Origin of the sequence: Nocardia sp. NPDC059229 (genome assembly GCF_042754165.1) — a bacterium.
Lineage (GTDB): Bacteria > Actinomycetota > Actinomycetes > Mycobacteriales > Mycobacteriaceae > Nocardia.
In genome coordinates this window covers 132,439-157,433 of sequence record NZ_JBHZAK010000018.1, presented here as the reverse complement: position 1 = coordinate 157,433, position 24,995 = coordinate 132,439, and the positions used below count along the sequence as shown (strand labels likewise).

Sequence of the window (24,995 nt, the reverse complement as noted above, 5' to 3'; positions counted from 1 at the left end):
CTAACGTGAAAGGAAATTCGAGCAGCGCGGGTCAGCGGGGCCCGCCCATCCAGGGAGACGATTCGCTATGAGCCCCAACGCAATTCTCGAGTTCATCCTCAATCTGCTGCGTGACCACGAGGCCGCGGTCAGTTATTGCAACAATCCGGGCGGGGCGCTGGCCGCCGCCGGGCTGGAGAATGTGACCCCCGAGGACATCGCCGCCGTGGCCCCCATGGTGGCCGAGTCCGCACTGGTTGCGGGAGGTTCGCAGCTGTCCGACATCATTGCCGCGGGCGGGACGACCGGCCTGGGCGCCGACACCGGGCTGGGCGGCTCCGCCGGGCTGGGCGCCGACACCGGTCTCGGGGTCGGGGCCAACGGCGGCGTGGGCGGCTCGGCCGCCATCGGCGACTCCGCGGGTGTGAATTTGGGCACCACCGCTGCCACCGCCACCCAGGTGTGCCTGACCGGCGACACCGGCACCGGCCTCGAGCTGGGCCTGTCCGATGGCATCGGCGCGGTCGTCGGTGCGGCCGCCGACCTCGGCGCGGGCCTGTCCGCCGGACTCGGCGGCGCGCTCGGCGTGGCCGGTGACGTCGCCACCGGCGTGGAGACCGACCTCGGGGGCGTGCTCGGTGCGCAGGCCGCCGCGGACCTGACCTCCGCCCTCACCGGCGGACTCACCGCCGGCGCCGGCCTCCAGACCGGCCTCCAGGGCGCCCTCGACACCGTCACCCAGGCCGGCGCGGACCTCACCACCGGCCTGACCGGCGCCCTCTCCACCGCCGGCGGCCTCGAAACCGGCCTCGGCGCCAACCTTTCCGCCGCCGTCAACGCCGCCACCGATGTGGGCGCGGGCCTTCAGACCGGCCTTACAGGCGCCCTCGACGCCGCTGCCGGCGTCGGCGCGGGCCTCACCGGCGCGCTGAACACCGCCGCCGGAGTGGGCGCGGGCGTGCAGACGGGTCTCGATGGCGCGGTGAACGCGGCGGGTGGCCTCGGAACCGGCCTCGGCGCCGGGCTTTCCACCGGAATCGACAGCGCACTCGATGCGGGCCTGGGCGTACAGACCGGCCTCAATGGTGCGGCGAATGTGGGCGCGCAGCTCGGAAGTGGTTTGGAGACCGGGCTTTCCGGGGCCGCCGACACCATGGCCGGGGTCGGCAGCCAGCTCGGCGGCGACCTGAACAGTGGACTCTCGGGTGGTCTGAACACCGGTGCCCAGGTGGGCGCGGGTCTCGACGCCGGAATCAACACTCTGCTGGGCGCGGGTACCCAGGCGGGCGCAGGACTGCAGACCGGCATCGGCGGCGCCGCGAACGTCGGCGCGGGCCTGGGCACACAGGTCGGAGCTGGCCTGGAGACCGGGCTTTCCGGTACGGCCGGCACTCTGGCGGGTGCCGGGACGCAGTTGGGTGCGGGGCTCGATGGCGGCCTGCACACGGGTGCGGATCTGGGTGCGCAGCTCGGAAGTGGCTTGGAAACGGGTATTTCCGGCGTGGGTAATGCGGCGACCGGGCTCGGCGGGTCCGCGAATGTTGGTGCGGGGCTTGGGACCCAGGTCGGGAGTGGCCTTGATGCCGGGGTGCACTCGGCCCTCGGCGCGGTGAGCCAGGTGGGTGCGGGGCTGGAGACGGGGCTCGGCGGGGCCGCGAATGTGGGGACCGGGCTGGATGCGGGGACGCAGCTGGGCGGGGGCGTGGATACCGGTCTGACCGGGGTGGGGAATTCGGTCGCCGGGGTCGGCGGCGGGTTGGATGCCGGGGTGGGGACGCAGGCCGGTGGAGGCGTGCATGTGGGGAGTGGGCTCGATGCCGGGGTGCACGGTGGGACCGCGGTGGATGCCGGGTTGCATGGTGCCGGTACGAATCCCTGGGCGGGTGTGGATGTTTCGCAGGCGTTCGGCGGCGGAGTGCATGCTCCGGGCGCGGACGCGTCGCTGTTCGGGGATGGTGGGGCGCACACCGGAGTGGATCTCGGAACGCACCCGGGCGGAGACGTCGTCGGCGACATGCTGCACTCGTAGGTGGAAGGGTCGCTCGCCGCGGTGAGCGACGACCTGTCGGAACACAAACGGCTGGAATAGGTTCGGTGAGCAGGCTGTGACAGGCATGGTGGCGGCGAATCCGCTGTTGACGATGGTGTCGGAGACCATCGCGGTGGCGAAGGCCGCGGAACGCGGGGATCTGGTCGCGCGGCTGGAGACGGTCGCGGGCAAGGTGCGCGATCCGCGGCGGCGGATCCTGGTGGCCGGTCTGGGGAATCAGGGCAAGAGCCGGTTCGTCAACGCCCTGATCAACATGGATGTCTGCCCGGTCGCCGACGATGCGACCACGGCGGTCACCACGGTGCTGTCCTACGGTGGGCAACCGCGGGCGACCGTGGTCGCGGCGGGCGCCGACGGCGGCGAGAACACCCGGGAGCCGGTGCCGTTCGAGGCGGTCCCCGCCCTCACCGCGCGCAGTCCGCAGGGCCGCGCCGTACTGCGGCTCGAGCTGGAGGCCCCGAGCCGGCTGCTGGCCGACGGCATCGTGGTGGTGGATACGCCGGGACTGGGCGTGCACGGAACCACGGGCGCGGCAGGCGTTCTCGCGCAGGCCCCGGCCGCGGACGCGGTGCTGGTGCTCACCGACGCCTCCACCGAGCTCACCGAGACCGAGGTGGATTTCCTGCGGCAGGTGCGGGAGCTGTGCCCGGCGGTGGCGCTGCTGGTCACCAAGATCGACCTGTATCCGCATTGGCGGCAGGTGTTCGAGGCGAACCGGAAGCACCTGCACGCCAATGGGATCGAGATGCCCATGCTGCCGGTGTCGGCGGTGCTGCGCGCGCACGCCATGCGCCTGCAGGACGAGGGCCTGGGCCGCGAGTCCGGGTTCGGGCTGGTGTTCCAGTTCCTGCGTGAGCAGGTGGTGGCCCGGGATCAGGCGGCGATGCAGCGTGCGGTCGCCCTCGACATCTCCTCTGCCGCAGAGCATCTGGCGCTGGCGCTGGGCAGTGAACTGGTCGCGCTGCGTGATCCCGAGCGGGGCGCGGCGGCCATCCGGGAGCTGCACGCCGCCAAGGCCGAGGCGGAGAAACTGCATCGCCACACCGCCGCCTGGCAGCAGACGCTGGGTGACGGCATCACCGATCTGGCGGGGGATATCGACCACGATCTGCGCAACCGCCTGCGCGATATCGCCCGTACCGCCGAGGACTGGATCGACCAGCACGATCCCGGCCGGCACTGGGACAGCATGGACGAATGGCTCACGGCCACCGTGGGTTCCGCGGTCGGCGACAACCTGGTGTGGACGGGCACCCGCGCGGTGAAGCTGGCCGAGCGGGTCGCCACCCACTTCGACGATCTCGGCGCGGTGGATCTGCCCGAGGTGCGCGACACCCTCGACGACGACTCCCGCGCCGAGTCCTGCACCCTCGCCGATCTGGAACCCGATCTGGGCCTGGGTCACAAGCTGCTGGTGGGTGTGCGCGGCTCCTACGGCGGCGTGGTGATGGCGGGCATGGTCGGCACCATGGCCGGGCTGGCCCTGATCAACCCGCTCTCGCTGGGTGCGGGAGTCCTGCTGGGCGGCAAGGCCTTCAGCGACGACAAGAAGGCCCGCCTGGCCAAGCGTCGTGCCGATGCCAAGATGGCGGTGCGCCGCTACCTGGACGACATCGCCTTCCACACCGGCAAGGAGACCAAGGACCGCCTGCACCGCATCCACCGCCTGCTGCGCGATCACTTCACCGCCATCGCCGACCGCACCCTGCGCTCCATCGACGAATCCCTGCGCGCCGCCCAGGAGGCCGCCAACCTGGAGGCCGCCCGCCGCACCGAACGCGCTGCCGAACTCGAACGCCGCCTGCGCGTCGTGGCCGAACTCCGGCGTCACGCCAACACCCTCCTCGGCCCGGAACCCCAGGCCGCGCTGGCTCCCGCCGCCCAGCCGCACCTTCCGCCCGCCGCGCAGCCACAACTCCCGCCCACCGCGCACTAGTGCAGACGACTCGGCCCGCTAGCGGCCGGGTGCCGCTGCCGAGGCGGTTCCAGTGCTCGCGACCGGGCCTGTCATTCCGCACCTGAGGCGGGTGAGCGGGGCGACCGTTGGACGATCCCACCGCGCGAGGCGGGCGTCCGGACGTGGTCGTGGCAATGGCACTGACCAGTTGGGCAATATGCCGGACCGGCGCGGGGCCGGGAAGGGGCGCGGCGCACCGGGAGGAAGGCGGGGCGTTCACGTTCGGGCCGGGCAAGATCAGGGGTTGGGTGGCCGGGTTCGCGCTGTGGTGAGCTGTCTCTCGGAACTGGGAATCGGCTGTGAGAGCTGGGCGGTTCTGATAACGATTCGGCGTGGCCGGGCGAATGCCTTGCGATGCGTGGAGGTGCGGTGTGCTTCGGAATCGGGAGCCTATGAGGGACGACGCGAGCGGTGTCGGGTATGGGCTGGTGCCGGAGACGCGCGGGCTGGTGGCGGCGGCGCGGCGGGCGCTGGGCGAGCGGCCGCGGGTGCGCGGCCAGCTGGACGAGTGCGCGCGGCGGCTGGACGAGCCGCTGCGGGTGGCGTTGGCGGGCCAGCTCAAGGCCGGTAAGTCGACGCTGTTGAACGCGTTGGTCGGGCAGGACATCGCGCCGACCGACGCGACCGAGTGCACGCGGCTGGTCACCTGGTACCGCAATGGGACCGCGCCGCGGGTGACCGCGTTCAGCCTGGACGGGGCGCGTGCGGATGTGGTGGTGCGGCGCGGCCGCGGGGCCGAGGGGCTGCCGGGCGCGCACGGGCTCACCTTCGATCTGTCGGCGCTGCGCTGGAACGCCCCCGCCCCGCGAGAAGTGGACCACCTGGCGGTGGAGTGGCCGTCGGCCGAGCTGGCACAGACCACCATCATCGATACGCCCGGCATCTCCTCGCTGTCGCGGGAGGTGTCGGCGCGCACGTCGCGGCTGCTCACGCCGGGCGGCCCGGGCCCGGCGCTGCCGCCCGCCGATGCCGTGCTCTATCTACTGCGTCGTCTCGACGCCGCCGATGTGGATTTCCTGGAGCGCATCGGCGCCGGACCGAACGCGAGTTCCGGTGCACCGCAATCCTTCTCGGGCCCGCTGGGCGTGGTGGGCGTGGTGTCGCGGGCCGACGAGATCGGCGCCGGGCGCATCGACGCCCTGCATTCCGCCCGCGATGTGGCCGCCCGCTTCGCGACCGAGCTGGAGCGAACCGGCCTGTGCCAGTCCGTGATTCCGGTGGCGGGCCTGCTCGCGTTCGCCGCCGCCACGCTGCGCCAGCGGGAATACGATGCCTTCGAGGCGCTGGCCGCCATCCCGGTGGACGAGCTGACCGCGGCCCTGCTGTCGGCGGACCGCTTCGCCCATCCCGATCTGCCGCTGCCGGTCCCGGCCGAGTTGCGCGCCCACCTGACGGCCCGATTCGGTTTGTTCGGAATCCGCTTGGCCGTCACCCTGATCCGGCTCGGTGTCCGCGGTTCGCAGGCCCTGGCGGCCGAATTGTCGGACCGCAGTGGCCTCGACGAACTCCGCACCGTCCTGGACGTCCAATTCGCCCAGCGCGCCGACGAATTGAAGGCCCATTCGGCCCTCACCGCCCTGGCCCGCATTCTCACCGCCAACCCGGGTTCGGCGGCCGATGCCCTGCTGCCGCGGGTGCGCACCCTGCTCGCCGATGTGCACGGCTTCGCCGAACTCCGCCTGCTGGCGCACCTGCGCTCGGACGAATTGCCCCTGCCCCCGGACGATCTGGCCGACCTGAACCGCCTCATCGGCGGCACCGGCGTGGCCCCTACGCTGCGACTGGGCCTGTCCGCCCACACCGATCTCGCCACCCAGCGCGAGGCGGCCCTGGCCGCGGTCCAGAAATGGCGTGCCCGGGCCCGCCACCCGCTGGCCGATCAGTTCACCGCGAATGCCTGCCTGACCGCGGCCCGCAGCGCGGAGGGCCTGCTGGACATCCTGCACGAGCCCCCGACCACGCCTTTCCCGGCGCTGCGGCGGCCCGGCCGCTAGGCGCCCGGCGTCAGGGTGCCGTGCGGTCGCTGCGCGGGTCGATCAGGATCTTGGCGTGGTGCTCGGGTGAGGCGAGGGTGGTGAAGGCCGCGTCGATGCCGTCGAGGCCGACGGTCCCGGTGATCAATGGGCTGGGATCCACCTTCCCGTCGGCGATCATGTGGAGGGTGTCGCGGAATTCGCCCGGGTCGTAGCCGAGGACGAATCGCAGCTCGATCTCCTTGTTGATGGCGGTGGCGGGATGGAAGGCGTCCTGCTGCATGCACACGCCCACGACCACCACGCGGGTCAATGGCGGTGCGGCGGTGAGGATCTGGTCGATGATGCCGGGCACGCCGACGCATTCGAAGACGACGGGCCCCGTCGGACCGCGATCGAGGGTGTGCGCGACGCGGAACAGGTACCACCACGGGAAATTCGGGATCCGCCGCAGCCGTTCCATGGCGTCGAAGCCCAGATTGAGGATGTCGGAGGCGCCGGAGATCCGCGGCTTCTTCGGCGTTGCCTCCCACGGTGATTCGACGGTGGGGTCGACCACCACATCGGCCCCGCACCGGCCCGCGAGTTCGCGGCGGCGCGGCGAGAAGTCGCTGGCGATCACGGTGCGCACGCCCGCGGCCTTCAGCATGGAGATGACGGCCAGACCGATGGGACCGCACCCGACGACGAAGGCGATCTGTCCCTTGCTGATCCGGCTGCGGCGGACCGCGTGCCAGCCCACCGACATCGGTTCGGTGAGGGCGGCGTGGTCGGGGGACAGGCCGTTGGGGACCGGGAAGGTCATGGGTTCCTGCACCAGCACCTGCTCGGCGTAGCCGCCGGGCGCGTTGGCGGACAGTCCGGTGAGTTCGGGCTGCCGGCCGGTGCGCAGGATGGGCAGCGCCACCACCGGGGTGCCGGGCTTCCAGCGGCGGCGGGTGCCGGGACCGTATTCGGCGATCTCGCCGGTGAATTCGTGTCCCATGACGATCCGCTGATCGGAGCGCATGAAGTGGTCGTAGCCGGTGGCGGCGGCCAGGTCGGCGAGTTCGTCGCAGTGCAGGCGGGCGTGCAGGTCGGATCCGCAGATGCCGCAGCGGGTGACGGACAGCAGCACCTGACCGGGCCCGGGTACGGGGGTGGGCAGGTCCTCGACCCGGAATTCGCCCTTGCTGACGACGGTCGCGCGCATGCCTGACTCCTGTCGAATGCCGGTGACACTGTGGATTCTTCACCGGAACGGACCGCGGGTCCGGTGAATCACCGAACCCGCGGCCGTTTTGCCGGACTCCGTGCCCGGATCCCGCCGGTGGGGTCAGACTCCCACGAGTTCCTCCTCGGTCTCCACCTCGTGCTGCTCGAGCCGGGTGTCGCGCGGCAGCGCCAGGAATCCGAGGCACACCAGCGCCATCAGCCCGATGCCCCACACCAGCGTGTAGTCGAAGGTGTGCGCGAAGTTGACCGCATTGGCCTGTTCACCCGCATGCGCGAGGGCCTGGCCGACAGCCGGATTCGCGGCCGGAGACTGGCAGCTCGCCGGGATGACGGAGGGATCCACCTCGGCGGAGCGATCCCGCACACAGGCCCGGAAGTTCGCGAGGATCTGCTCCTGCGCGGGCCCGGGCACCCCGGCCGCCGCCAGCTCGGTGCGGGTCTGCGCGGCAACGGAATCCACGCCGCGCGCCGAATCATGATCCAGCTGGGCGAAGAACAGAATGCCGACCAGTGCCACACCCAGCGCCATCCCCAGCTGCTGGCCGGTGTTCAGCAGCCCGGATGCCGCCCCGGCCTCGCGGTCGGGAATCTGCCCGAGCAGCATGTCGATGGTCGGCGCGACCACGATGCCGAATCCGATGCCGGTCACGATGAGCGGCAACACCATCTGCCAGGAGGCGAAATCGGATTCGTAGTGGGCGGCCATCGCGCCGTACAGCGCGAACCCGCCCGCCGTCACCAGTCCGCCCGCGAGCAGCACCCACTTGCCGAACCGCGGTGCCAGCACGCTGACCGACACGCCCGCCCCGATGCCCGCGCCGACCGCGAAGAACACCGAGGTCAGGCCGGCCCGCATGGGCGACCAGCCCAGCCCGGCCTGCATGAACAGCGTCCAGATCAGGAAGAACCCGCCGAAGCCGACCCAGAACAGCAGCCAGCTCGCCAGGCCGACGGTGAACGGCCGCGACCGGAACAGGTCCAGGTCGATCAGGGGTGATCCGCCGTTGCGGCTGCGCCACCGTTCGTAGACCACGAAGGCGGCGAAGGCCGCGGCCGCCGCGCCCATCATGACGAAAGTCCAGGCGGGCCAGTCCAATCGGCGGCCCTCGGTGAGCGGATACACCAGCAGTAGCACCGCGGAAATGGCGAGCGCCATGCCGACGATGTCCAGGCGCGGCGCGTGCGCGGACCGCGAATCCCGCATCACCAGGGCCGCGGCGGCCAGCGCGATCAGGCCGACCGGCACGTTCACCAGGAAGATGGGGCGCCAGCTCAGATCGAAGAGATTCCACTGCACCAGCAGCCCGCCCAGGGACAGCCCGACCGCGGACGCGGATCCGCCGACGCCGCTGTAGACGGCAATGGCCTTGGCGCGCTCGTCCTTCGGGAAGGTGACGCGAATGATGGCGAGGATCTGCGGCACCATGAGCCCGGCCATCGCGCCCTGGACGAACCGCGAGCCGATGAGCAGTGTGGGTGAGGAGGCCAGGCCGCAGGCCAGTGAGGCCGCGGTGAATCCGGCCATGCCGAGCAGGAACAGGCGTTTGCGGCCGTAGATGTCGCCGAGCCGCCCGCCGGTGATGAGTACGGCCGCGAAGGACAGCACGTACGCGGCGATGATCCATTCGATCTGCGAGTAGGCCGCGCCCAGGTCCTTCTGGATGCTCGGCACGGCCACATTGACGATGGTGACATCGAGCAGGTCCATGAATCCGGCGGCCAGCACGACGGTGAAGGCGATCCAGCGGCGTGGATCGAGGGTGGGGGAATTGTTGGTATCCATGCGCGAGCTCTCTTCGCTGTCGGGGGTTGGATCGACTTCTCAAACTATGCACCTGAAGTGATTATCAATCAAGTAGGCAATCATGGTCAGGGCATTACTGTAAGCTGTGCAGGTGACCGACGCCGATCCCCAGTACTCACCGCTGTTCGAGAGCGCCGCCTTCCTGCTGGGGCAGTTGGGATCGCATTCCGCGTACCGCTTCGACGCACTGCTCGCGCCCCTGGGGATCAGGCCGCCGCAATACGGCACGCTGCGCCTGCTCGAGGCCAATGACGGCCGCACTCAGCAGCAGCTGTGCGATGCCCTGGGGATCCACCGGAATGTCATGGTCAGCCTGATCGACGACCTGGAGAAGCGTGGCCTGGTCGAGCGGCGCAAGCATCCGGTCGATCGCCGCGCCCACGCCGTGCACCTGCTGCCCGCCGGGCGCGAGACCATCGCCCGCGCGGCCGCGATCGCCGATGGACTCAATGCGGAACTGCTCGCCGCGCTCGACCCTGAGGACCGGCCGCGGCTGCTCGCGCTGCTGCAGCGGACGGCGATCGGCAACGGCCTGACCCCGGGTGTCCATCCCGGTCTGACCGTCGCGCCGGGCACCGTGCCCATGTATGGCCCAGATCACACATAGGCGCTGTCACAGGCCGGGCCGGCGCGTGTCCAACCAGGTGTAGGCAACTCACCCGGAAGGACACCGACGATGGCCACCATCGACGTTCTGGACTCGTTCATCAACTACACCGACACCGGCAGCGGTGCGGTGCCCGTCGTGTTCCTGCACGGCAACCCCACCTCCTCCTACCTCTGGCGCAATGTGATCCCGCACGTGAGCGGCGGGACCCGCGCCCTGGCACCCGATCTCATCGGCATGGGCGCCTCCGGCAAGCCGGACAGCGACTACCGCTTCGTCGATCACGCCCGCTACCTGGATGCCTGGTTCGACGCCCTGGGCCTGGACCAGGTCGTGATCGTGGGTCACGACTGGGGCGGCGCACTCGGAATGGACTGGGCCGCACGGCATCCCGAGCGAGTGCGCGGTATCGCCGTGGTGGAGACCTTCCTGCGGCCGATGCGCTGGTCGGAGATGCCGCCCCAGGGCGCGGAACTGTTCCGCCGCTTCCGTTCCCCCGAGGGCGAGGAGATGGTGCTGGAACGCAATATGTTCATCGAATTCAACCTGCCTGCCGCCACCCGGAATCTGAGCCCCGAGGCCCTGGACGCCTACCGCGCGCCCTATCCGACCCCGGAGTCCCGCCGGCCGATGCTGGCGTGGCCGCGCGAATTCCCGCTGGAGGGCGAGCCGGCCGACGTGGTCGCCATCATCGAGAACTACGACCGGTGGATGGCCGCGACCCCCGAGGTGCCGAAGCTGGTCATGCACGTCGAGGACGGTGTCGGCCTCGGCTCGCCGGAGGTGATGGAGTGGGCGGAGCGGACCTTCGCCGCCGCCGAGCTCGCGAATATCGGACCGGCGGGGCATCACTGCCCCGAGGACCAGCCCGATGCCATCGGGCAGGCGGTCGCGCAGTGGATCCACCGCCACGCCCTCACCGCCACTGCGGCCGTGGCCTGATCCGCCGGGTCGCACGGCCGGGCGGTTCGACCGGTTAGCCTGGTTTCGCCGTGGCAGGGCTGATCGCGGGGCGCACCATGGTGCGCCCCGCGATCCCTATGCTGGCGATATGGACACCGGATCGGACATCGACGAGCGCGCGCTCGTCGCACGGGCTGTCGAGGGCGATCGCGCCGCCGTCTCGGATGTCGTTCGGCTGCTGCAGGATCCGATCTACCGGCTGGCGTTGCGCATGGTGTGGCGGCCCGCCGACGCCGAGGACGCCACCCAGGAGATCCTGCTGCGGGTGGTCGGCAATCTCGCGACCTGGCGCGGCGAGGCCCGGCTCACCACCTGGGCCTACCGCATCGGCGTCAACTACCTGCTGAATCTGAAGCGGCAGACGCCGCAGGAAGCGCAGCAGCTCAGCCTCGACCAGTTCGGCGAGGGACTGAAAGACGGTCTGGCCGAGGAGGATTACCGCGGTCCGGAGTCCACGCTGCTCACCCACGAGGTGCGGCTCAACTGCAGCCAGGCCATGCTGCAGTGCCTGGGCCGCGACGAACGCGTGGCGTACGTGCTCTCCGACGTCTTCGAGGTGAGTTCGGAGGAGGCCGCCTGGATCGTCGGCGCGACACCCGCCGCGTATCGGAAACGGGTGGAGCGGGCCAAGAAACGGCTCGGGAACTTCCTGCAATCCACCTGCGGGCTGGCGAATCCCCAGGCGTTCTGCCGGTGCTCGCGGCGGGTGGAGAAGGCCGTCGAGCTGGGCCGGGTGGATCCGCGCCGCCCCGCCTTCGCCGCGCACCCGATCACGCCGGGCGGGCGCAGTGTGGAGGAGGCGGAGCGGCAGATGGTGCGCCTGCACGATGCCGCCGCCGTGCTCGGCGCGCATCCGGATTACGCCGCTCCGCAGGCGAAGCTGGAGGCCATCGCCGGGCTGCTGCGTTCGGGGCGGTTCCCGCTACTGGAGTGACGCGGGCGTCCCGTACTTCATCTCGTACGCCCACGGCGCGAGCTCGGCCGTCACCGCTGCCAGGTCGGGGCTGGCGTCGCAGTCCGAACACTCCAGGCGCACATCGACTTTCCCGCCGCACCCGGTGTGCCGGTAGGTGACCGGCGGTCCGTCCGGCGCCGCCCAGCGGTCGCCCCAGTCGGTGAGCGCGAGGATGACCGGTTTCAGGTCGAGTCCCTTGGCGGTGAGCAGATATTCGGGGTGGCCGCTGCCGGTGCCGCTGCGCTGCTCGAAGATTCCGGCCTCGACGAATTCGGCGAGTCGCTTGGTGAGGATGTTCGGCGCGATGCCGAGCGAGCGCTGGAACTCGGTGAACCGGGTCATCCCGGCGAACATGGCATTGCGCACGATGAGCAGGCTCCAGCGCTCGCCCACGATCTCCAGCGTGCGTGCGGCCGAGCACACCTCCCCGTCGTACATGCGTCCCAACATGTATCCAGATTGGCTCATCCGCTTGTGTGATGCAAGTAACCACACTATCGTTATGCAAGTAAGTTCTCGCGAGACAGTCCACTCCGACCCGTCCTGTGTGTTCAGGAAAGAAATGGGACCTGCCATGACTGATCAGAACTTCACCACCAGCGTCACCGTCGACCGCACCCCCGCCGAGGTCTTCGCCGCCGTCCTGAACGCCCGCGGCTGGTGGGGGAAGGGCATTACGAGCAGCACCGAGCGGCAGGGCGACACTTTCGTCTTCGAGGTCCCCGGCGTCCACCGCAGCGATATCGAGCTGACCGAGGTGGTGCCGAACCGCCGCGTGGTCTGGCTGGTCAAGGACAACTGGATGTCCTTCGTCCAGGACAAGACCGAGTGGGTGAATACCGAAATCCATTTCGACATCATCGAAACCGACGGCGGCACCGAACTCCGCTTCACCCACGTCGGGCTCGTTCCCGACTACGAGTGCTATGACGCCTGCTCCCCGGCGTGGACGTTCTACATCACCGAGAGCCTGCGCGACCTGATCACCACCGGCGTCGGTCAGCCCGGTGAACTGCCCGCCGAGATCGAGGCGGTCGAGGCCGCGAAGGCGGCGCGGTAACCTCGAGGAGGTCCCCGAACGGCGCTCCGATCGCGGGTTCAGCCGTCGCCCAGGAGCTTTCGCGCGATGGGCACCACCTGTCGCGCGAAACGCTGCACCTGGTCGACGTCGAAACCCGGCGGCCAGTAGATGAAGGTGTCGAACCCGGCGTCGCGGGCCAGGCGGACGATGATGTCCGCCCACTCCTCCGGGGAACCGTGAATCGGGTCGGAGCCACGGGGATCCGGGTGTAGCGACCGGTCGCTCACCACGCCGGGCAGCGCCGCCAGCCGGGTGATGGTGCGCGGATCCCGCCCGAGCGAGCGCGCCACCGCGTCGATGCGGGCATTGGCTCCGGCCCACTGCTCCCAGGGCATCCAATTCGGCAGCGGCGCAACCCATCCGTCGGCCGCCGAGCCGATCAGGTCCAGCGCGTGCGGGCCCATGGCGCCCAGCCAGATCCCGATATTGTGCGCGGGCGCGGGTCCGCCCTCGATGCCCTGCACCGTGTATTCGGTGCCCACCACGGACACCAGCTGCCCGGGACGCCATTCCGCCCGGATGATGGCAATGCTCTCGGCCAAGGCCATGAGCGCCGACCGGCCCTTGCGGGCGGGCCCGCCCATGGCCACCACGCCGCTCTCGAAAGCGCCCGCCCCCAAACCCAATTCGAAGCGCCCGCCGCTGAGCAGGTCGAAGGTGGCGGCCTGCTTGGCGATCATGGCGGGAGTGCGCAGCGGCAGATTCGCCACGCCCGGATACAGGCTGACCCGGCCGGTGGCCGCCAGGCAGGCCCCGATCACCGCGAAGGTGTCGCCGAACTGCGCGTTGTAGGGATGGTCCTGGATGGCCACCAGATCCAGCCCCTCGGCGTCGGCGGCCACGGCCATATCGATGACGTCCGGCAGCGCGGCCGCGACGGGCGGGATCGAAATACCGAACCTTGCCTGCATCGCGCCTCCTCACCAGCGGAAATCGACGCTCACGATCTTCGTGGGCGGTTGCGTGCAACACCGGCATTTCGGACGTCGGCGCGCATCCCGGGCGTGTCCCGCCCCTGCTCACCGCCCCGCCGGAAACCGCGCGGTACGGCCGGGTTCCGTTTACGATCCCCGCGTGAGCTCGAAATCGTCCGGATCGCCCGGGGATTCGCCCGGGGCCGGGCGGATGCGGGCGCGGGACATCGACCGCGTCAACGCACGGGCGCTGCTCGACGCCGCCTTCGAGGAGGGCGAGCTCGCGGTCGAGGAGTACCACCAGCGGTCCGAGCAGGCGCAGACCGCACAGACCCTCGGCGAACTGCAACGACTCATCGGCGACCTGCAGCCGAGCACCAAGACCGCCGACCTCACGCCCGCCGGCCGGCGGGCGCGACGGCCGTCCGTGGGCGGCTATCCGCCGCGCACCCGGGCCCGCGACAGCGACCGCCAGGCCACCTGCACCCTGCTCGACGCCGCTCGCGCGGACGGGCAGCTCAGCGCCGCCGACCATCGCACCCTCACCGAACTCGCCGGCGAGGCGCGGACATTGGGCGAACTGGCCCAGCTCACCGATGATCTGCAGCGGCCCGCCGACGCCCGGCCGGATCCGATTCCGCCGAAGTCGCGGCGCGAGAACTGGTTCGCGGCCGGTGTCGCGGCCCTGAGCATCGCGGTCGCGGTGGGCACGTTCGTGGCCGTGGATCGCCCCGCCACCCCGGCGGCCGGACCGCCCGCGGTCGACCTGGGTGTGATCGGACCGATGGTGCTGCCCCGGCCGAAACTCACCGAGGCCGAGGGTATCGGCTACTTCCGGGACGCCTATCGCGCCAAGTTCGGTGACACCATCGTCGACGAGGTCGACCTGTTCCCCGGCTACGCGGTGGTCACCCGCGGGACCCAGGCCAACCGCAAGATCCGCTACACCTATCGCGGCGGCTTCGACCAGGGTGACCAGCCGCAGACCCGGTCGCCGCAGACGCCGACCGCGGATCTGGCCGCACTGAACGTGCCGGCCATCGCCGCGCTCGCGGCCCAGGCCCCGGCCCTCACCAAGGTGGATCAGGGCACGGTCAGCTACCTCGACATCGAAGGGTCCGGCAGCGGGCCGATCGTTCGTATCTATGTGGGCAACAAGGCCAATGAGAACGGCTACCTCGAGGCGACCCTCGATGGCCGGATCGTGCGGACCCTGGCGTTCGGGGGATAGGTCGAGACCATGGCTGATGCACGCTCCCAGGGATTGCGGGCCCGCGACACCGATCGCGTGGATGCCTGCACCCTGCTCGACACCGCCCGGGACGCCGGCGAGCTCACCACGAGCGAGCACACCGCACGAACCGCGAAGGCCATGGCGGCCAAGACCTTCGGCGAACTGGATGCGGTGCTGGAGGATCTGCAGATTCCCGCCAATCTGGTGAATTCGCCTGTGGTGCGGGCGAATCGGCGCGGTCCGTCCACTCGCATGCGGGTCGCCGCCGCGATCCTGGTGGCCGCGGCCCTGCTCGGCGCGTTCGCGGGTTGCGTCTCGCGCACGGCCGCACCGAAACCCGCTCTACCGGACCCGACCACGGGCCCGGGCCTGGCCAGTTTCGTCGCGGCCTACCAGGACCACTTCGGCGATACCAAGGCCGATCAGGTTCTCCTCTATCCCACCTACGTGATCATCGAGCGGCGCCAGGATCCGTCGGCGCCACGTGACGCGCACATCCGTTACGACGGCGGCTTCCACTCCTATGACGACATCGCCCGGTCTTCGGGCGTGGACATCTTCGACATGTCGGTCCTGGATCTGAAGAAGATCGCGGGCCTGCTCGCCGGGGCTCCGCAGTCGGCGGGCGTGCCCAACGGCCGGATCGGCCACGTCGAGATCGCCGGGGGCGCCGATGGCAATCCGGTGGTGACCGTTTACGTCGACGACGGCTCCCAGCACGGCTATTTCAAGGTCAGCGCCACGGGCGAGCCGATGGCGATCTACCCGCCCAGCTGATAGGCCACGGTCCCGGCCCATCGGTAGTTGCAAACCGACCGGCGTGGATGCAAGGGCTGTGAGTCGCGCCTGCCCGCGAAGAATTTTTTTTGTGCTGCGTGGAATAGATGACGTGCGGTCCCCGTTGGGACAGGTCAGCAAGGTTGAGCGAGTCGGACTCAAGTTCAAGTTGCGCACCGCCGCCGGCGGGTGCAGGATTGAGCCGACCACGCTCAGTGTTACTGGGATTGCAGTGCGCCGGAGTCGCTCGGAAGGGATTCCGGGGCGCTCAGGTACATCAACTAGGAGGAACCACCATGGCTCGTGCGGTCGGTATCGACCTCGGGACCACGAACTCTGTCATCGCCGTTCTCGAAGGCGGCGAACCGGTCGTCGTGGCCAACTCGGAAGGATCGCGCACCACGCCGTCGATCGTCGCTTTCGCCAAGAACGGTGAAGTGCTCGTCGGTCAGCCCGCCAAGAACCAGGCCGTCACCAACGTCGACCGCACCATCCGGTCCGTCAAGCGCCACATGGGCGAGGACTGGTCTGTCGACATCGACGGCAAGAAGTACACCCCGCAGGAGATCTCCGCGCGCGTGCTGATGAAGCTGAAGCGCGACGCCGAGGCCTACCTGGGTGAAGAGATCACCGACGCCGTGATCACCGTCCCCGCTTACTTCGAGGACGCGCAGCGCCAGGCCACCAAGGAGGCCGGCCAGATCGCGGGCATGAACGTGCTCCGCATCGTCAACGAGCCCACGGCCGCCGCGCTGGCCTACGGCCTCGACAAGGGCGACAAGGAACAGACCATCCTGGTCTTCGACCTCGGTGGCGGCACCTTCGACGTCTCGCTGCTGGAGATCGGCGAGGGCGTCGTCGAGGTCCGCGCCACCTCCGGTGACAACCACCTCGGTGGCGACGACTGGGACGAGCGCATCGTCGGCTGGCTGGTCGACAAGTTCAAGGGCACCTCGGGCATCGACCTGACCAAGGACAAGATGGCCATGCAGCGCCTGCGCGAGGCTGCCGAGAAGGCCAAGATCGAGCTGTCGTCCTCGCAGTCGACCTCGATCAACCTGCCCTACATCACGGTCGACGCGGACAAGAACCCGCTGTTCCTCGATGAGCAGCTGACCCGCGCCGAGTTCCAGAAGATCACCTCGGATCTGCTGGACCGCACCCGCAAGCCGTTCCAGTCGGTCATCAAGGACGCCGGCATCTCGGTCGGCGACATCGATCACGTTGTGCTCGTTGGTGGTTCGACCCGTATGCCCGCCGTGTCCGACCTGGTCAAGGAACTGACCGGCGGCAAGGAGCCCAACAAGGGCGTGAACCCGGACGAGGTCGTCGCCGTCGGCGCCGCCCTGCAGGCCGGTGTGCTCAAGGGTGAGGTCAAGGACGTCCTGCTGCTCGATGTCACCCCGCTGTCGCTGGGCATCGAGACCAAGGGCGGCGTGATGACCAAGCTGATCGAGCGCAACACCACCATTCCGACCAAGCGGTCGGAGACCTTCACCACGGCCGACGACAACCAGCCGTCCGTGCAGATCCAGGTCTTCCAGGGTGAGCGCGAGATCGCTTCGCACAACAAGCTGCTCGGATCGTTCGAGCTGACCGGCATCCCGCCGGCCCCGCGAGGCGTGCCGCAGATCGAGGTCACCTTCGACATCGACGCCAACGGCATCGTCCACGTCACCGCCAAGGACAAGGGCACCGGCAAGGAGAACACGATCAAGATCCAGGACGGCTCCGGCCTGTCCAAGGAGGAGATCGACCGCATGGTGAAGGACGCCGAGGCGCACGCGGCCGAGGACAAGGCGCGTCGCGAGGAGGCGGAGACCCGCAACCAGGCCGAGTCGCTGGTGCACCAGACCGAGAAGTTCATCAAGGACAACGAGGACAAGGTCCCGGCGGACGTCAAGACCAAGGTCGAGGCGGCCATCGCGGAGGCGAACGAGGCGCTCAAGGGCACCGACATCTCGGTCATCAAGACCGCGGTGGAGAAGCTCGCCACCGAGTCGCAGGCGCTGGGCCAGGCCATCTACGAGGCCTCGGCCGCGGACCAGGCCGCCCAGGGCAACGGCGCGGGCGCGCCGCAGTCCGATGACACTGTCGTGGACGCCGAGGTCGTCGAGGAGCCTGAGAAGAAGTGACGAACCAGAACCCGGAAAACATGGTCGACTCGGCCACGGGTGAGATCTTCGAGGCCGCGGCGGACACCGCCGCGGCCCTCGGGGCCGAGGGAACTCCCGAGGTCAGTGAGGATGCCCTCGCCGACGCGATCACGGCCGAATTGGCCGAGCGCACCGCCGATCTGCAGCGTCTGACCGCGGAGTACGCCAACTACCGCCGCCGCGTCGAGCGCGACCGCAAGGCCGCCATCGACACCGCCAAGGCCGCGGTCGTGGGCGAACTGCTCCCGGTGCTCGACGATCTGGATCGCGCCCGCGCGCACGGTGACCTCGACAACGGACCGCTCAAGTCGGTCGCGGACAAGCTGGTCACCGCCCTGCAGAAGCAGGGCCTCGAGGAATTCGGTTCGGAGGGCGAGCCTTTCGACCCGACCCTGCACGAGGCCGTGCAGCACGAGGGCAGTGGCGCGGACCCGATCCTCGGCATGGTGATGCGCAAGGGCTACCGCTTCGGCGATCGCGTGCTGCGGCACGCGCTGGTCGGCGTCACCGACGGTGTGGCGGATCTGGCTGCGGCGCAGCCGGATACGACGAACGCTGGCACCGATGCCGCTGGCACTGATTAACAACGCACAGACGCCCCCGGCGTCACCGACAACACGGAAAGGAGGAGATGCCCGGTGAATCGAGAGTGGCTCGAGAAGGACTTCTACAAGGATCTGGGTGTTTCCTCCGGCGCCACCCAGGACGAGATCAAGAAGGCCTACCGCAAGCTGGCCCGTGACCTGCACCCGGACAAGAACCCCGGGGACAGCACGGCCGAGGAGCGGTTCAAGGCCGTCAGCGAGGCGAATGCCGTGCTGTCGGATCCGGAGAAGCGCAAGGAGTACGACGAGGCCCGGAAGCTGTTCGCCGGCGGCGGTTTCGGCCGCGGCGGGTTCTCGCCCGGGGGTGGCTACGGCCAGCCCGGCGGCGGGTTCTCCGGCGAGTTCAACCTCGGCGACATCTTCGGCGCGGGCGCCGGAGCCGGTGGCGCCGACGGCGGCCTGGGCGATCTGCTGGGCGGACTGTTCAATCGCGGCGGCACCCGGACCTCGTCGCGTCCGCGGCGCGGTTCGGATGTGGAGACCGAGACCACCCTCGGCTTCCGCGAGGCCGCCCAGGGTGTGACCGTCCCGCTGCGCATGACCAGCCCGGCCGCCTGCACCACCTGCCACGGCAGTGGTGCCAAGCCGGGCACCAGCCCGCGAGTCTGCCCGCACTGCAATGGCACCGGTGTGGTCAGCCGGAACCAGGGCGCGTTCGGCTTCAGCGAGCCGTGCGAGGACTGCCGGGGCACCGGGTCGATCATCGACGACCCGTGTGTCGACTGCCGCGGTAGCGGCATCCAGAACCGGACCCGCACCATCACCGTGCGCATTCCCCCGGGTGTGCGCGACGGGCAGCGGATCCGGCTGGCCGGTCAGGGCGAGGCGGGCCTGCGCGGCGCGCCTCCGGGCGACCTGTACGTCACCGTGCACGTCAGCCAGGACAAGGTCTTCGGCCGCAATGGCGACGACCTGACCCTGGTGCTGCCGGTCTCGTACGCCGAACTGGTGCTGGGTACCACGGTTTCCGTGCCCACCCTGGACGGCCGTGTCGGCGTCAAGGTGCCGCCGGGCACCGCCGACGGCCGGACCCTGCGGGTGCGCGGGCGCGGTGTGCCCAAGCGCGACGGCGGCGCCGGTGACCTGTTGGTCACGGTGAAGGTCGCGGTACCGCAGAAGCTGGACGACAATGCCGCCGAGGCGCTGCGGCGCTACGCGGAGGCGGAGAAGACCAGCGGGTTCGATCCACGTGCGGGATGGGCAGGTGCGTAATGAGTTCCGATCCGAAGAAGACCGAGGCCCAGTACTTCCTGATCTCGGTGGCCGCGCAGCTGGCGGGCATGCACGCCCAGACGCTGCGCACCTATGACCGGCTGGGTCTGGTTTCGCCGCAACGCACCTCGGGCGGCGGGCGGCGCTACTCGGACCGGGATGTGGAGCTGCTCCGCGAGGTGCAGCGCCTGTCCCAGGACGAGGGCGTGAACCTGGCCGGCATCAAACGGATCATCGAACTCACCAACCAGGTGGAGGAGCTGCAGCAGCGGGTGAGCGAGTTGACCGCCGAGGTGGAAAGGCTCCGGTCGGGGTACCGCCCCGACCTGACCCCGCCGCAGCGCAGCACGGCTCTCGTGGTGTGGCAGCCCAGAAACCGGCGAAAGCAGTAGCTCCCCCGCCTCCCCGGATATTCAGCGGGCGGCTGAGAGCCGTTGGGGTTGGGCAGCCGTGCCGGCGGTTGGGAGCCGAACCTATTTCGGGGGTACCCGGGGAGTTACCCGGATCTCGCGAAATCAGTTGTCCCGTTCGGGAAACGGACAGGGAAGGGGTCGGGAGCAACGCTCCCGACCCCTTCCCTGCTGTATCAGGCGTTGCCGATGGGGCCGGGTGCTCGACCACTTGCGATTGTTGCGGGCAATGTGCTGAGTTTCCCTGGGGGGCTGTGGGATTGGCGAAGTTCTTGGCGCCGGTTTATTGCAAACAAACCGGTAGGTTATGAATTAACGCCAATCGTGAGTTTTGTCCGTATGCTGCAAGGGAATTCAAGGACCGGCGCAGTTGCGGCAGGATGGCTGTTTTCCTGAGTCTTGCAAACGGATCAGGCAGGTTCGCCGTCCGAAAGCCGGTGTCTCACGGTGTGTTCCGGTTGAACAGTCTGTTTTCGGCTCGGATACCCCGCAACATTCACGTTTTCGAGGAATAAGGGCCGTGTTATTGAAACGTCCCGTTCCGTTGCTGGCTAACCTCGCTTACACTTGCTTGGCAACGGCTGCTGTCGAGTGTCCCGCAGCACTTCACTCGCCGGTCACGCCTGCGTTCGATTGCGAAATGGGGTTGTGACACACATGGATTCGCGCACCGTCGCATTGATAAGAACAACGTTCAAGGCGGTTGCTGCGGAAGAAGGTGGCCCCGAGAAACTCGCGCGATCGTTCTACGCCATCCTCTTCACGGAGTACCCCCACGTTCGCGATCACTTCCCCGCCGCCCTGGACGCCCAGCGCGACCGGCTGGTCAGGGCCATCGCCTACGTGGTGGACCGGCTGGAGGAGCCGGACCGGTTGCTGCCCTTCCTGGCCCAGCTCGGGCGTGATCACCGCAAGTACGGGGTGGTGGCCGAACACTATGAGGCCGTGGGGAAATCGCTCAAGAGCGCGCTGGAGGCCTACGCCGGCACCGAGATCTGGACCGACGAGATCGGGCGCGCCTGGGACGAGGGCATCGGCGTCATCGCCGGCACCATGATCAACGCGGCCGAGCAGGAGACCACTCCGCCGGTGTGGACCGGCACCGTCATCGAGCACCGGGAAGTACTGCGCAATCTGGCCGTCGTGCGCCTGCGGCTGGACCAGCCCATGCAGTACGCGGCCGGTCAGTACATGAGCGTGCAGATCCCGTCCCGCCCGCGCATGTGGCGCTACCTGTCCCCGGCCATCCCCGCGAATGCCTCCGGCGAACTGGAATTCCACATCCGCGGCGTCACCGGCGGCTGGGTCAGCCCGGCCATGGTCGGCCACAGCCGGGTCGGCGAGCAGTGGCTGATCGGCTCGCCACTGGGCGGGCTCGGCGTGCCCCGCAACACCCGCCGCAAGCTGCTCATGATCGGCTGCGGCACCGGCATCGCCCCGCTGCGCGCCCAGCTCATGGCCATGACCGCCCGGCGCTCCAACCCCAAGGTGGATCTGTTCGTCGGCGGCCACTACCCGTGCGATCTCTACGATCTCGAGGTGCTGAGCCAATTGGCCTGCGCCAACAAGTGGCTCAGCGTGCACCCGGTCACCGAGTCCACCGAGAACCCGTGGTGGCACTTCGACGACTCCGACGGGACCCGCGAGTATCCGGGCCTGCAGCCGCGGGTGGTCGGTCAGATCGGCAAGATCGTGGCGAGCCACGGCTCCTGGGACGACCGGGACGTGCAGATCGTCGGCGCGCCGTCCATGGTGCAGACCACCAAGTTCCGCCTCATGGCCGCGGGCACCCCCACCGAGAACATTCGCCACGACCCCTTGTTCTGAGCGCGGCTGTCCCGCCTCCCCGGATATTCAGCGGACGGCTGAGAGCCCTCGGACTTGGGCACCCGTGCCGGCGGTTGGGAACCAAAGCAATCTCGGGGGTACCCGGAGAGTTACCCTGATCCTTGCGAAATCAGTTGTCGCGTTGGCGATTTTCAAAAACCCTCGTAGCGAATGGCTTCCGCGGGTGCGCCGATGGCGACCAGCTGATCGATGGTGTTGCGAACCATGGCCGCGCCGCCGCAGACCAGGATCTGGTGGTGGTCCAGCGGGCCGAAGCGTTCCGGGATGTCGGCGATGGTGCCCGGCATCATCTCCTCCGGGCGGAAACCGATGTCCACCCGGCACTGCTCGTACCAGGTGTCGACGAAATCCGGGTCGTACTCGTTCTGCACCACGGGAACGACCGTGAGCCACGGCAATTCACCGGTCAGCAGGTAGAGCATGTCGGAGGCGTAGAGGTCGCGCGGGTAGCGCCCGCCCACGAACAGGTGGGTGCGCGGCGGCTGCTCCCGGCGCGACAGATCCAGCAGCAGCGCGCGCATCGGCGCGAGCCCGACCCCGTCGGCGATCATGACCACCTCGGTGGCCTCCGGTTCCACCGTCAGCCAGCCCGCGGGCGCGCTGATCCGCCATTCGTCGCCCGGATGCGAGTCGGCGACGATGGAACCGCTGCACCAGCCGCCCGGCACCGTGCGCACATGGAATTCCAGCTTGCCGTCCAGCGAGGGCGGCAGCGCGGGATACAGGCGGCGCACCATGTTCGGATGCTGCGGCGTGCGCACCTCCACCGACTGGCCCGCCGCGAACGGCACGAACTCGCCGATCAGCCGCACCACCGTGGTGTCCTCGCGCAGCCGGTGCGCACCCACCACCGTGGCGTTCCACTCCGTCTGCGCGCCGAGCGCGAGCTCTCCGGTCTCGTCCGGGCCGAGCGTCACCGATAACTCCTGATTGTCGAAAGGCCGTGCACTACACCGGATCCGAGCTTATCGCCGACGTCGGCGTGCCCACCGCGAGCAGGGCGCGCTTGGTGTCGGCGATCATGCGGGCCGAGCCGGCGATCTGGATCTGGCGATCGGCCCAGGCGCCGAAGCTGGCCACCACCGCGCCCAGATTGCCGATCAGCCGCCGATGCATGCCGAACGGCGTCTCCGCCGGCGGATAGGGGTGCCACCACGGGTTGGTCTCGTTCTCGCAGACCGGGACCACCGTGAGCCACGGATTGGACTGCGAGAGCTGCCACATGTTCTCCACATCGTAGAGATCACACGGGTAGCGCCCGCCCATGAACAGGTGCACACGCGGATTGATGCCGCGCCGGCCCATCTCGATGAGCTGTGCCCGCAGCGGGGCGATGCCGGTGCCGGACCCGATCATGAGCACATCCTTGCGGCGGCTCAGATCCACGTGCAGACCACCCAGCGGCGCGGCGATCATCCACCGGTCGCCGACCTGGGTCTCGTTCACGATGCCCGGGCTCACCCAGCCGGTGCGCACCTTCCGCACATGGAACTCGATCTCGCCGTACGGATTGGTGGGGATGGCCGGCGACAGGTAGCGCCACATCTTGGGCCGCTGCGGAATGGCCACCGGTACGTACTGCCCGGCCTGATAGGGGATCGGGGTGTCGGTCTGCAGCCGGACGATGGCCAGATCGTCCACCACCCGCCGGTGCCCGACCACCGTCGCCTCCCAATACGGTTGCGACTTATCCGAATTGGCGCCGATCGCCATGGACGCCGAGATCAGGATGGTGATGTCGCGCCAGCCTGCCTCCAGCTGCCGGCTCCAGTTCGCGGTGCCGTTGTAGCTGCGGAAGGCGTGGAGCAGGGCGCGCCCGGCGATGTCGTAGTGCGCCGCCTCCACCCCGTACTTGCGATGGTCGCGCGCGAGTTGCTCCAGGAAGCGTTGCGCGCGATCCCAGTCCTCCAGGTTGTCGAGCACGAACGAGATGGCCGTGACCAACCGTTTCGGCTGCATGTCCATGGCGGAGGGGAACAGTTCCCGCAGGGCGGGAATCTCTGCGAAAAGATGACCGTAGAACGCGCTGATCAGCCGTTCAGGCCCGTTGGGGGCCTCGACGACTGTCCGAAAGTTTGCGCGGACCAGCGCTGCCGAACGCGCATCCACGACGTCGAGCTTTCCTTCCTGTGCTGCTACCCCGGAACGCCTGCTGCCAGGCGGCCCTCCGCGTCAAGTATCCCTTAAAACGCGGTGGTCGCACGGATATAGCCGGAGGCCGATCGTTTTGCGTAACCCGGAGTTCAGATCACCAGGACGATCTTGCCGCGTGCGCCGGATGCGCCGATCACGCCGGGGGCCTCGGCCAGCGGCGGCATGGCGCTGATCGGGACCATCAGGTCGCCGTCGCCGACCATCCGCAGCAGCTCGCGCAATTCGGCTGCGCCGCCGTGGGATTGGAGGTTGCCGCCGTGCACGCCCCGGGCCTGCAGATCCGCCTCGTCGGCGGACCAGATGGTCGAATAGGCCGAACCGCCGGACTTGACCAGGCTCGCGTTGTCGGCGAAAACCGGCGGCGGGCTGACCAGATCGAACAGCACGTCGATGCCGCCGGGATCGGTGATCCGCACCGAATCCGCGACCGACAACTCCGAGCCCTCGGCGTGGGTGGGGGAGTCGGTGACGGTGATCCGGCCGTAGTTCACCACCTCGGTCGCGCCCAGCCGGATCATCCGATCGGTGTCGTCGGGGCGGGCGGTGGCGATGACGTGCGCGCCGGCGAGCGCCGCGAGCTGCACCAGATAGGAGCCGACGCCACCCGAGGCGCCCACGACCAGCACCTTCTGGTTGCGGGTGACCCCGGCGGCGTGCATGAGGTCCAGGGCCGTGATGCCCGCGGTCGGCAGGGCGGCGCCGCGAATGGCGGAGACCTCGTCCGGCAGCTTGGCGAGGGCGCTGTCGTGCGGCGCCACGATGTACTCGGCGAAGGTGCCGTGCCCGACCGGCGGGTTCAAGAACTTCCCGACCACTCGCTCCCCGACCTCGAAGTCGTTCACCCCCGCGCCCACCGCGCTGATCGTGCCCGCGCCGTCGGTGCCCGGGATCAGCGGAAAGTCGTGCGGCAGTTGGCCGTCCAGGAAGCCGTCGATGATCCGCTGGTCGAGCGGGTTGACCCCGGCGGCCTCGAGCTGGATCTGGACCTGGCCCGGTCCGGCCTCGGGGGTGGGCATGTCGGCGGGCTCGGGGCGGCCCCCGAATTCACGGACGACGATCGCGCGCATTTGCTGCTCCATTCATTCGGAAACCGGGATGGAT

The 24,995-nt window shown here is 69.3% G+C and carries 21 protein-coding genes; 14 read left to right on the top strand and 7 right to left on the bottom strand.

Features of this window, described 5'->3' with window-relative positions; genetic code table 11:
• The first annotated feature begins 67 nt into the window (after positions 1-67).
• The 3 genes from ACFXHE_RS33625 (at position 68) to ACFXHE_RS33615 (ending at position 5,980) form a co-directional block, all read left to right on the top strand.
• Positions 68-2,008, top strand: a complete 1,941-nt coding sequence (locus ACFXHE_RS33625) for an IniB N-terminal domain-containing protein (RefSeq protein ID WP_379388699.1) — start codon at positions 68-70, stop codon at positions 2,006-2,008.
• 85 nt (positions 2,009-2,093) lie between these two features.
• Positions 2,094-3,965: a dynamin family protein gene (locus tag ACFXHE_RS33620; RefSeq protein ID WP_379388714.1), complete on the top strand. Its 1,872-nt coding sequence runs from the start codon at positions 2,094-2,096 to the stop codon at positions 3,963-3,965.
• A 413-nt stretch (positions 3,966-4,378) separates the two neighbouring features.
• The gene (locus tag ACFXHE_RS33615; RefSeq protein ID WP_379388698.1) at positions 4,379-5,980 is read left to right on the top strand and encodes a dynamin family protein; all 1,602 of its coding nucleotides are present in this window, start codon (positions 4,379-4,381) and stop codon (positions 5,978-5,980) included.
• Between the two features lie 10 nt (positions 5,981-5,990).
• Here ACFXHE_RS33615 and ACFXHE_RS33610 read toward each other — a convergent pair whose 3' ends face one another.
• Together ACFXHE_RS33610 and ACFXHE_RS33605 are read right to left on the bottom strand one after the other, a co-directional pair.
• On the bottom strand, positions 5,991-7,151 hold the full coding sequence (locus ACFXHE_RS33610) for a zinc-binding dehydrogenase (protein WP_379388697.1): 1,161 nt from the start codon (positions 7,149-7,151) through the stop codon (positions 5,991-5,993).
• A 123-nt stretch (positions 7,152-7,274) separates the two neighbouring features.
• Positions 7,275-8,957, bottom strand: coding sequence for an MFS transporter (locus tag ACFXHE_RS33605; protein ID WP_379388696.1), 1,683 nt, complete (start codon positions 8,955-8,957; stop codon positions 7,275-7,277).
• A 112-nt stretch (positions 8,958-9,069) separates the two neighbouring features.
• On the opposite strand from ACFXHE_RS33605, the gene ACFXHE_RS33600 reads away from it, so the two are divergent.
• From ACFXHE_RS33600 to ACFXHE_RS33590, 3 genes are all read left to right on the top strand, one after another.
• Positions 9,070-9,585 carry a MarR family winged helix-turn-helix transcriptional regulator gene (locus ACFXHE_RS33600; protein ID WP_354843282.1) on the top strand — a complete coding sequence of 172 codons (516 nt, stop codon included), beginning with the start codon at positions 9,070-9,072 and terminating at the stop codon, positions 9,583-9,585.
• A 69-nt stretch (positions 9,586-9,654) separates the two neighbouring features.
• Entirely contained in the window at positions 9,655-10,527 is an 873-nt protein-coding gene (locus tag ACFXHE_RS33595; protein WP_379388695.1) for a haloalkane dehalogenase, read from the top strand.
• 109 nt (positions 10,528-10,636) lie between these two features.
• Positions 10,637-11,482, top strand: a complete 846-nt coding sequence (locus ACFXHE_RS33590) for an RNA polymerase sigma factor (protein WP_354843286.1) — start codon at positions 10,637-10,639, stop codon at positions 11,480-11,482.
• Here the strand turns inward: ACFXHE_RS33590 and ACFXHE_RS33585 are convergent.
• Positions 11,471-11,953: a winged helix-turn-helix transcriptional regulator gene (locus ACFXHE_RS33585; RefSeq protein ID WP_379388694.1), complete on the bottom strand. Its 483-nt coding sequence runs from the start codon at positions 11,951-11,953 to the stop codon at positions 11,471-11,473. The two genes, ACFXHE_RS33590 and ACFXHE_RS33585, sit on opposite strands and share 12 nt — an antisense overlap.
• 124 nt (positions 11,954-12,077) lie before the next feature.
• On the opposite strand from ACFXHE_RS33585, the gene ACFXHE_RS33580 reads away from it, so the two are divergent.
• Positions 12,078-12,563, top strand: a complete 486-nt coding sequence (locus tag ACFXHE_RS33580) for an SRPBCC domain-containing protein (RefSeq protein ID WP_379388693.1) — start codon at positions 12,078-12,080, stop codon at positions 12,561-12,563.
• A gap of 38 nt (positions 12,564-12,601) precedes the next feature.
• Here ACFXHE_RS33580 and ACFXHE_RS33575 read toward each other — a convergent pair whose 3' ends face one another.
• Positions 12,602-13,495, bottom strand: coding sequence for an LLM class flavin-dependent oxidoreductase (locus tag ACFXHE_RS33575; protein WP_379388692.1), 894 nt, complete (start codon positions 13,493-13,495; stop codon positions 12,602-12,604).
• A 163-nt stretch (positions 13,496-13,658) separates the two neighbouring features.
• On the opposite strand from ACFXHE_RS33575, the gene ACFXHE_RS33570 reads away from it, so the two are divergent.
• The 7 genes from ACFXHE_RS33570 to ACFXHE_RS33540 all read left to right on the top strand — a co-directional run bounded on the left by ACFXHE_RS33570 (position 13,659) and on the right by ACFXHE_RS33540 (position 21,719).
• Positions 13,659-14,729 (top strand): DUF1707 domain-containing protein, encoded by a 1,071-nt coding sequence (locus tag ACFXHE_RS33570; RefSeq protein WP_379388691.1) that lies wholly within the window; start codon positions 13,659-13,661, stop codon positions 14,727-14,729.
• Between the two features lie 9 nt (positions 14,730-14,738).
• Positions 14,739-15,509 carry a DUF1707 domain-containing protein gene (locus ACFXHE_RS33565; RefSeq protein WP_379388690.1) on the top strand — a complete coding sequence of 257 codons (771 nt, stop codon included), beginning with the start codon at positions 14,739-14,741 and terminating at the stop codon, positions 15,507-15,509.
• Between the two features lie 296 nt (positions 15,510-15,805).
• The gene (gene dnaK, locus ACFXHE_RS33560) at positions 15,806-17,644 is read left to right on the top strand and encodes a molecular chaperone DnaK (protein ID WP_364619978.1); all 1,839 of its coding nucleotides are present in this window, start codon (positions 15,806-15,808) and stop codon (positions 17,642-17,644) included.
• Between the two features lie 20 nt (positions 17,645-17,664).
• Positions 17,665-18,249: a nucleotide exchange factor GrpE gene (gene grpE, locus ACFXHE_RS33555; protein WP_379388713.1), complete on the top strand. Its 585-nt coding sequence runs from the start codon at positions 17,665-17,667 to the stop codon at positions 18,247-18,249.
• A gap of 54 nt (positions 18,250-18,303) precedes the next feature.
• A complete protein-coding gene (gene dnaJ / locus ACFXHE_RS33550) occupies positions 18,304-19,482 on the top strand; it encodes a molecular chaperone DnaJ (RefSeq protein WP_379388689.1) in 1,179 nt (392 codons plus the stop codon).
• Entirely contained in the window at positions 19,482-19,874 is a 393-nt protein-coding gene (locus tag ACFXHE_RS33545; protein ID WP_357005070.1) for a heat shock protein transcriptional repressor HspR, read from the top strand. The genes dnaJ and ACFXHE_RS33545 overlap by 1 nt, the downstream gene beginning before the upstream one ends.
• Positions 19,875-20,549: 675 nt before the next feature.
• Positions 20,550-21,719 carry a globin domain-containing protein gene (locus ACFXHE_RS33540; protein ID WP_379388688.1) on the top strand — a complete coding sequence of 390 codons (1,170 nt, stop codon included), beginning with the start codon at positions 20,550-20,552 and terminating at the stop codon, positions 21,717-21,719.
• Positions 21,720-21,871: 152 nt separating this feature from the next.
• Here ACFXHE_RS33540 and ACFXHE_RS33535 read toward each other — a convergent pair whose 3' ends face one another.
• The 3 genes from ACFXHE_RS33535 to ACFXHE_RS33525 form a co-directional block, all read right to left on the bottom strand.
• Positions 21,872-22,657 (bottom strand): FAD-binding oxidoreductase, encoded by a 786-nt coding sequence (locus tag ACFXHE_RS33535; protein ID WP_379388687.1) that lies wholly within the window; start codon positions 22,655-22,657, stop codon positions 21,872-21,874.
• A gap of 31 nt (positions 22,658-22,688) precedes the next feature.
• Positions 22,689-23,849, bottom strand: coding sequence for an FAD-binding oxidoreductase (locus tag ACFXHE_RS33530; RefSeq protein ID WP_354843320.1), 1,161 nt, complete (start codon positions 23,847-23,849; stop codon positions 22,689-22,691).
• A 134-nt stretch (positions 23,850-23,983) separates the two neighbouring features.
• Positions 23,984-24,961, bottom strand: a complete 978-nt coding sequence (locus ACFXHE_RS33525) for an NADP-dependent oxidoreductase (protein ID WP_379388686.1) — start codon at positions 24,959-24,961, stop codon at positions 23,984-23,986.
• Between the last annotated feature and the right edge of the window lie 34 nt (positions 24,962-24,995).

Excerpts from the sequence above, each read along its gene's own strand:
- ACFXHE_RS33625 (WP_379388699.1), top strand. The coding sequence starts at position 68 with ATGAGCCCCAACGCAATTCTCGAGTTCATCCTCAATCTGCTGCGTGAC.
- ACFXHE_RS33620 (WP_379388714.1), top strand. The coding sequence starts at position 2,094 with ATGGTGGCGGCGAATCCGCTGTTGACGATGGTGTCGGAGACCATCGCG.
- ACFXHE_RS33615 (WP_379388698.1), top strand. The coding sequence starts at position 4,379 with ATGAGGGACGACGCGAGCGGTGTCGGGTATGGGCTGGTGCCGGAGACG.
- ACFXHE_RS33610 (WP_379388697.1), bottom strand. The coding sequence starts at position 7,151 with ATGCGCGCGACCGTCGTCAGCAAGGGCGAATTCCGGGTCGAGGACCTG.
- ACFXHE_RS33605 (WP_379388696.1), bottom strand. The coding sequence starts at position 8,957 with ATGGATACCAACAATTCCCCCACCCTCGATCCACGCCGCTGGATCGCC.
- ACFXHE_RS33595 (WP_379388695.1), top strand. The coding sequence starts at position 9,655 with ATGGCCACCATCGACGTTCTGGACTCGTTCATCAACTACACCGACACC.
- ACFXHE_RS33590 (WP_354843286.1), top strand. The coding sequence starts at position 10,637 with ATGGACACCGGATCGGACATCGACGAGCGCGCGCTCGTCGCACGGGCT.
- ACFXHE_RS33585 (WP_379388694.1), bottom strand. The coding sequence starts at position 11,953 with ATGTTGGGACGCATGTACGACGGGGAGGTGTGCTCGGCCGCACGCACG.
- ACFXHE_RS33580 (WP_379388693.1), top strand. The coding sequence starts at position 12,078 with ATGACTGATCAGAACTTCACCACCAGCGTCACCGTCGACCGCACCCCC.
- ACFXHE_RS33575 (WP_379388692.1), bottom strand. The coding sequence starts at position 13,495 with ATGCAGGCAAGGTTCGGTATTTCGATCCCGCCCGTCGCGGCCGCGCTG.
- ACFXHE_RS33565 (WP_379388690.1), top strand. The coding sequence starts at position 14,739 with ATGGCTGATGCACGCTCCCAGGGATTGCGGGCCCGCGACACCGATCGC.
- dnaK (WP_364619978.1), top strand. The coding sequence starts at position 15,806 with ATGGCTCGTGCGGTCGGTATCGACCTCGGGACCACGAACTCTGTCATC.
- grpE (WP_379388713.1), top strand. The coding sequence starts at position 17,665 with ATGGTCGACTCGGCCACGGGTGAGATCTTCGAGGCCGCGGCGGACACC.
- ACFXHE_RS33545 (WP_357005070.1), top strand. The coding sequence starts at position 19,482 with ATGAGTTCCGATCCGAAGAAGACCGAGGCCCAGTACTTCCTGATCTCG.
- ACFXHE_RS33540 (WP_379388688.1), top strand. The coding sequence starts at position 20,550 with ATGGATTCGCGCACCGTCGCATTGATAAGAACAACGTTCAAGGCGGTT.
- ACFXHE_RS33525 (WP_379388686.1), bottom strand. The coding sequence starts at position 24,961 with ATGCGCGCGATCGTCGTCCGTGAATTCGGGGGCCGCCCCGAGCCCGCC.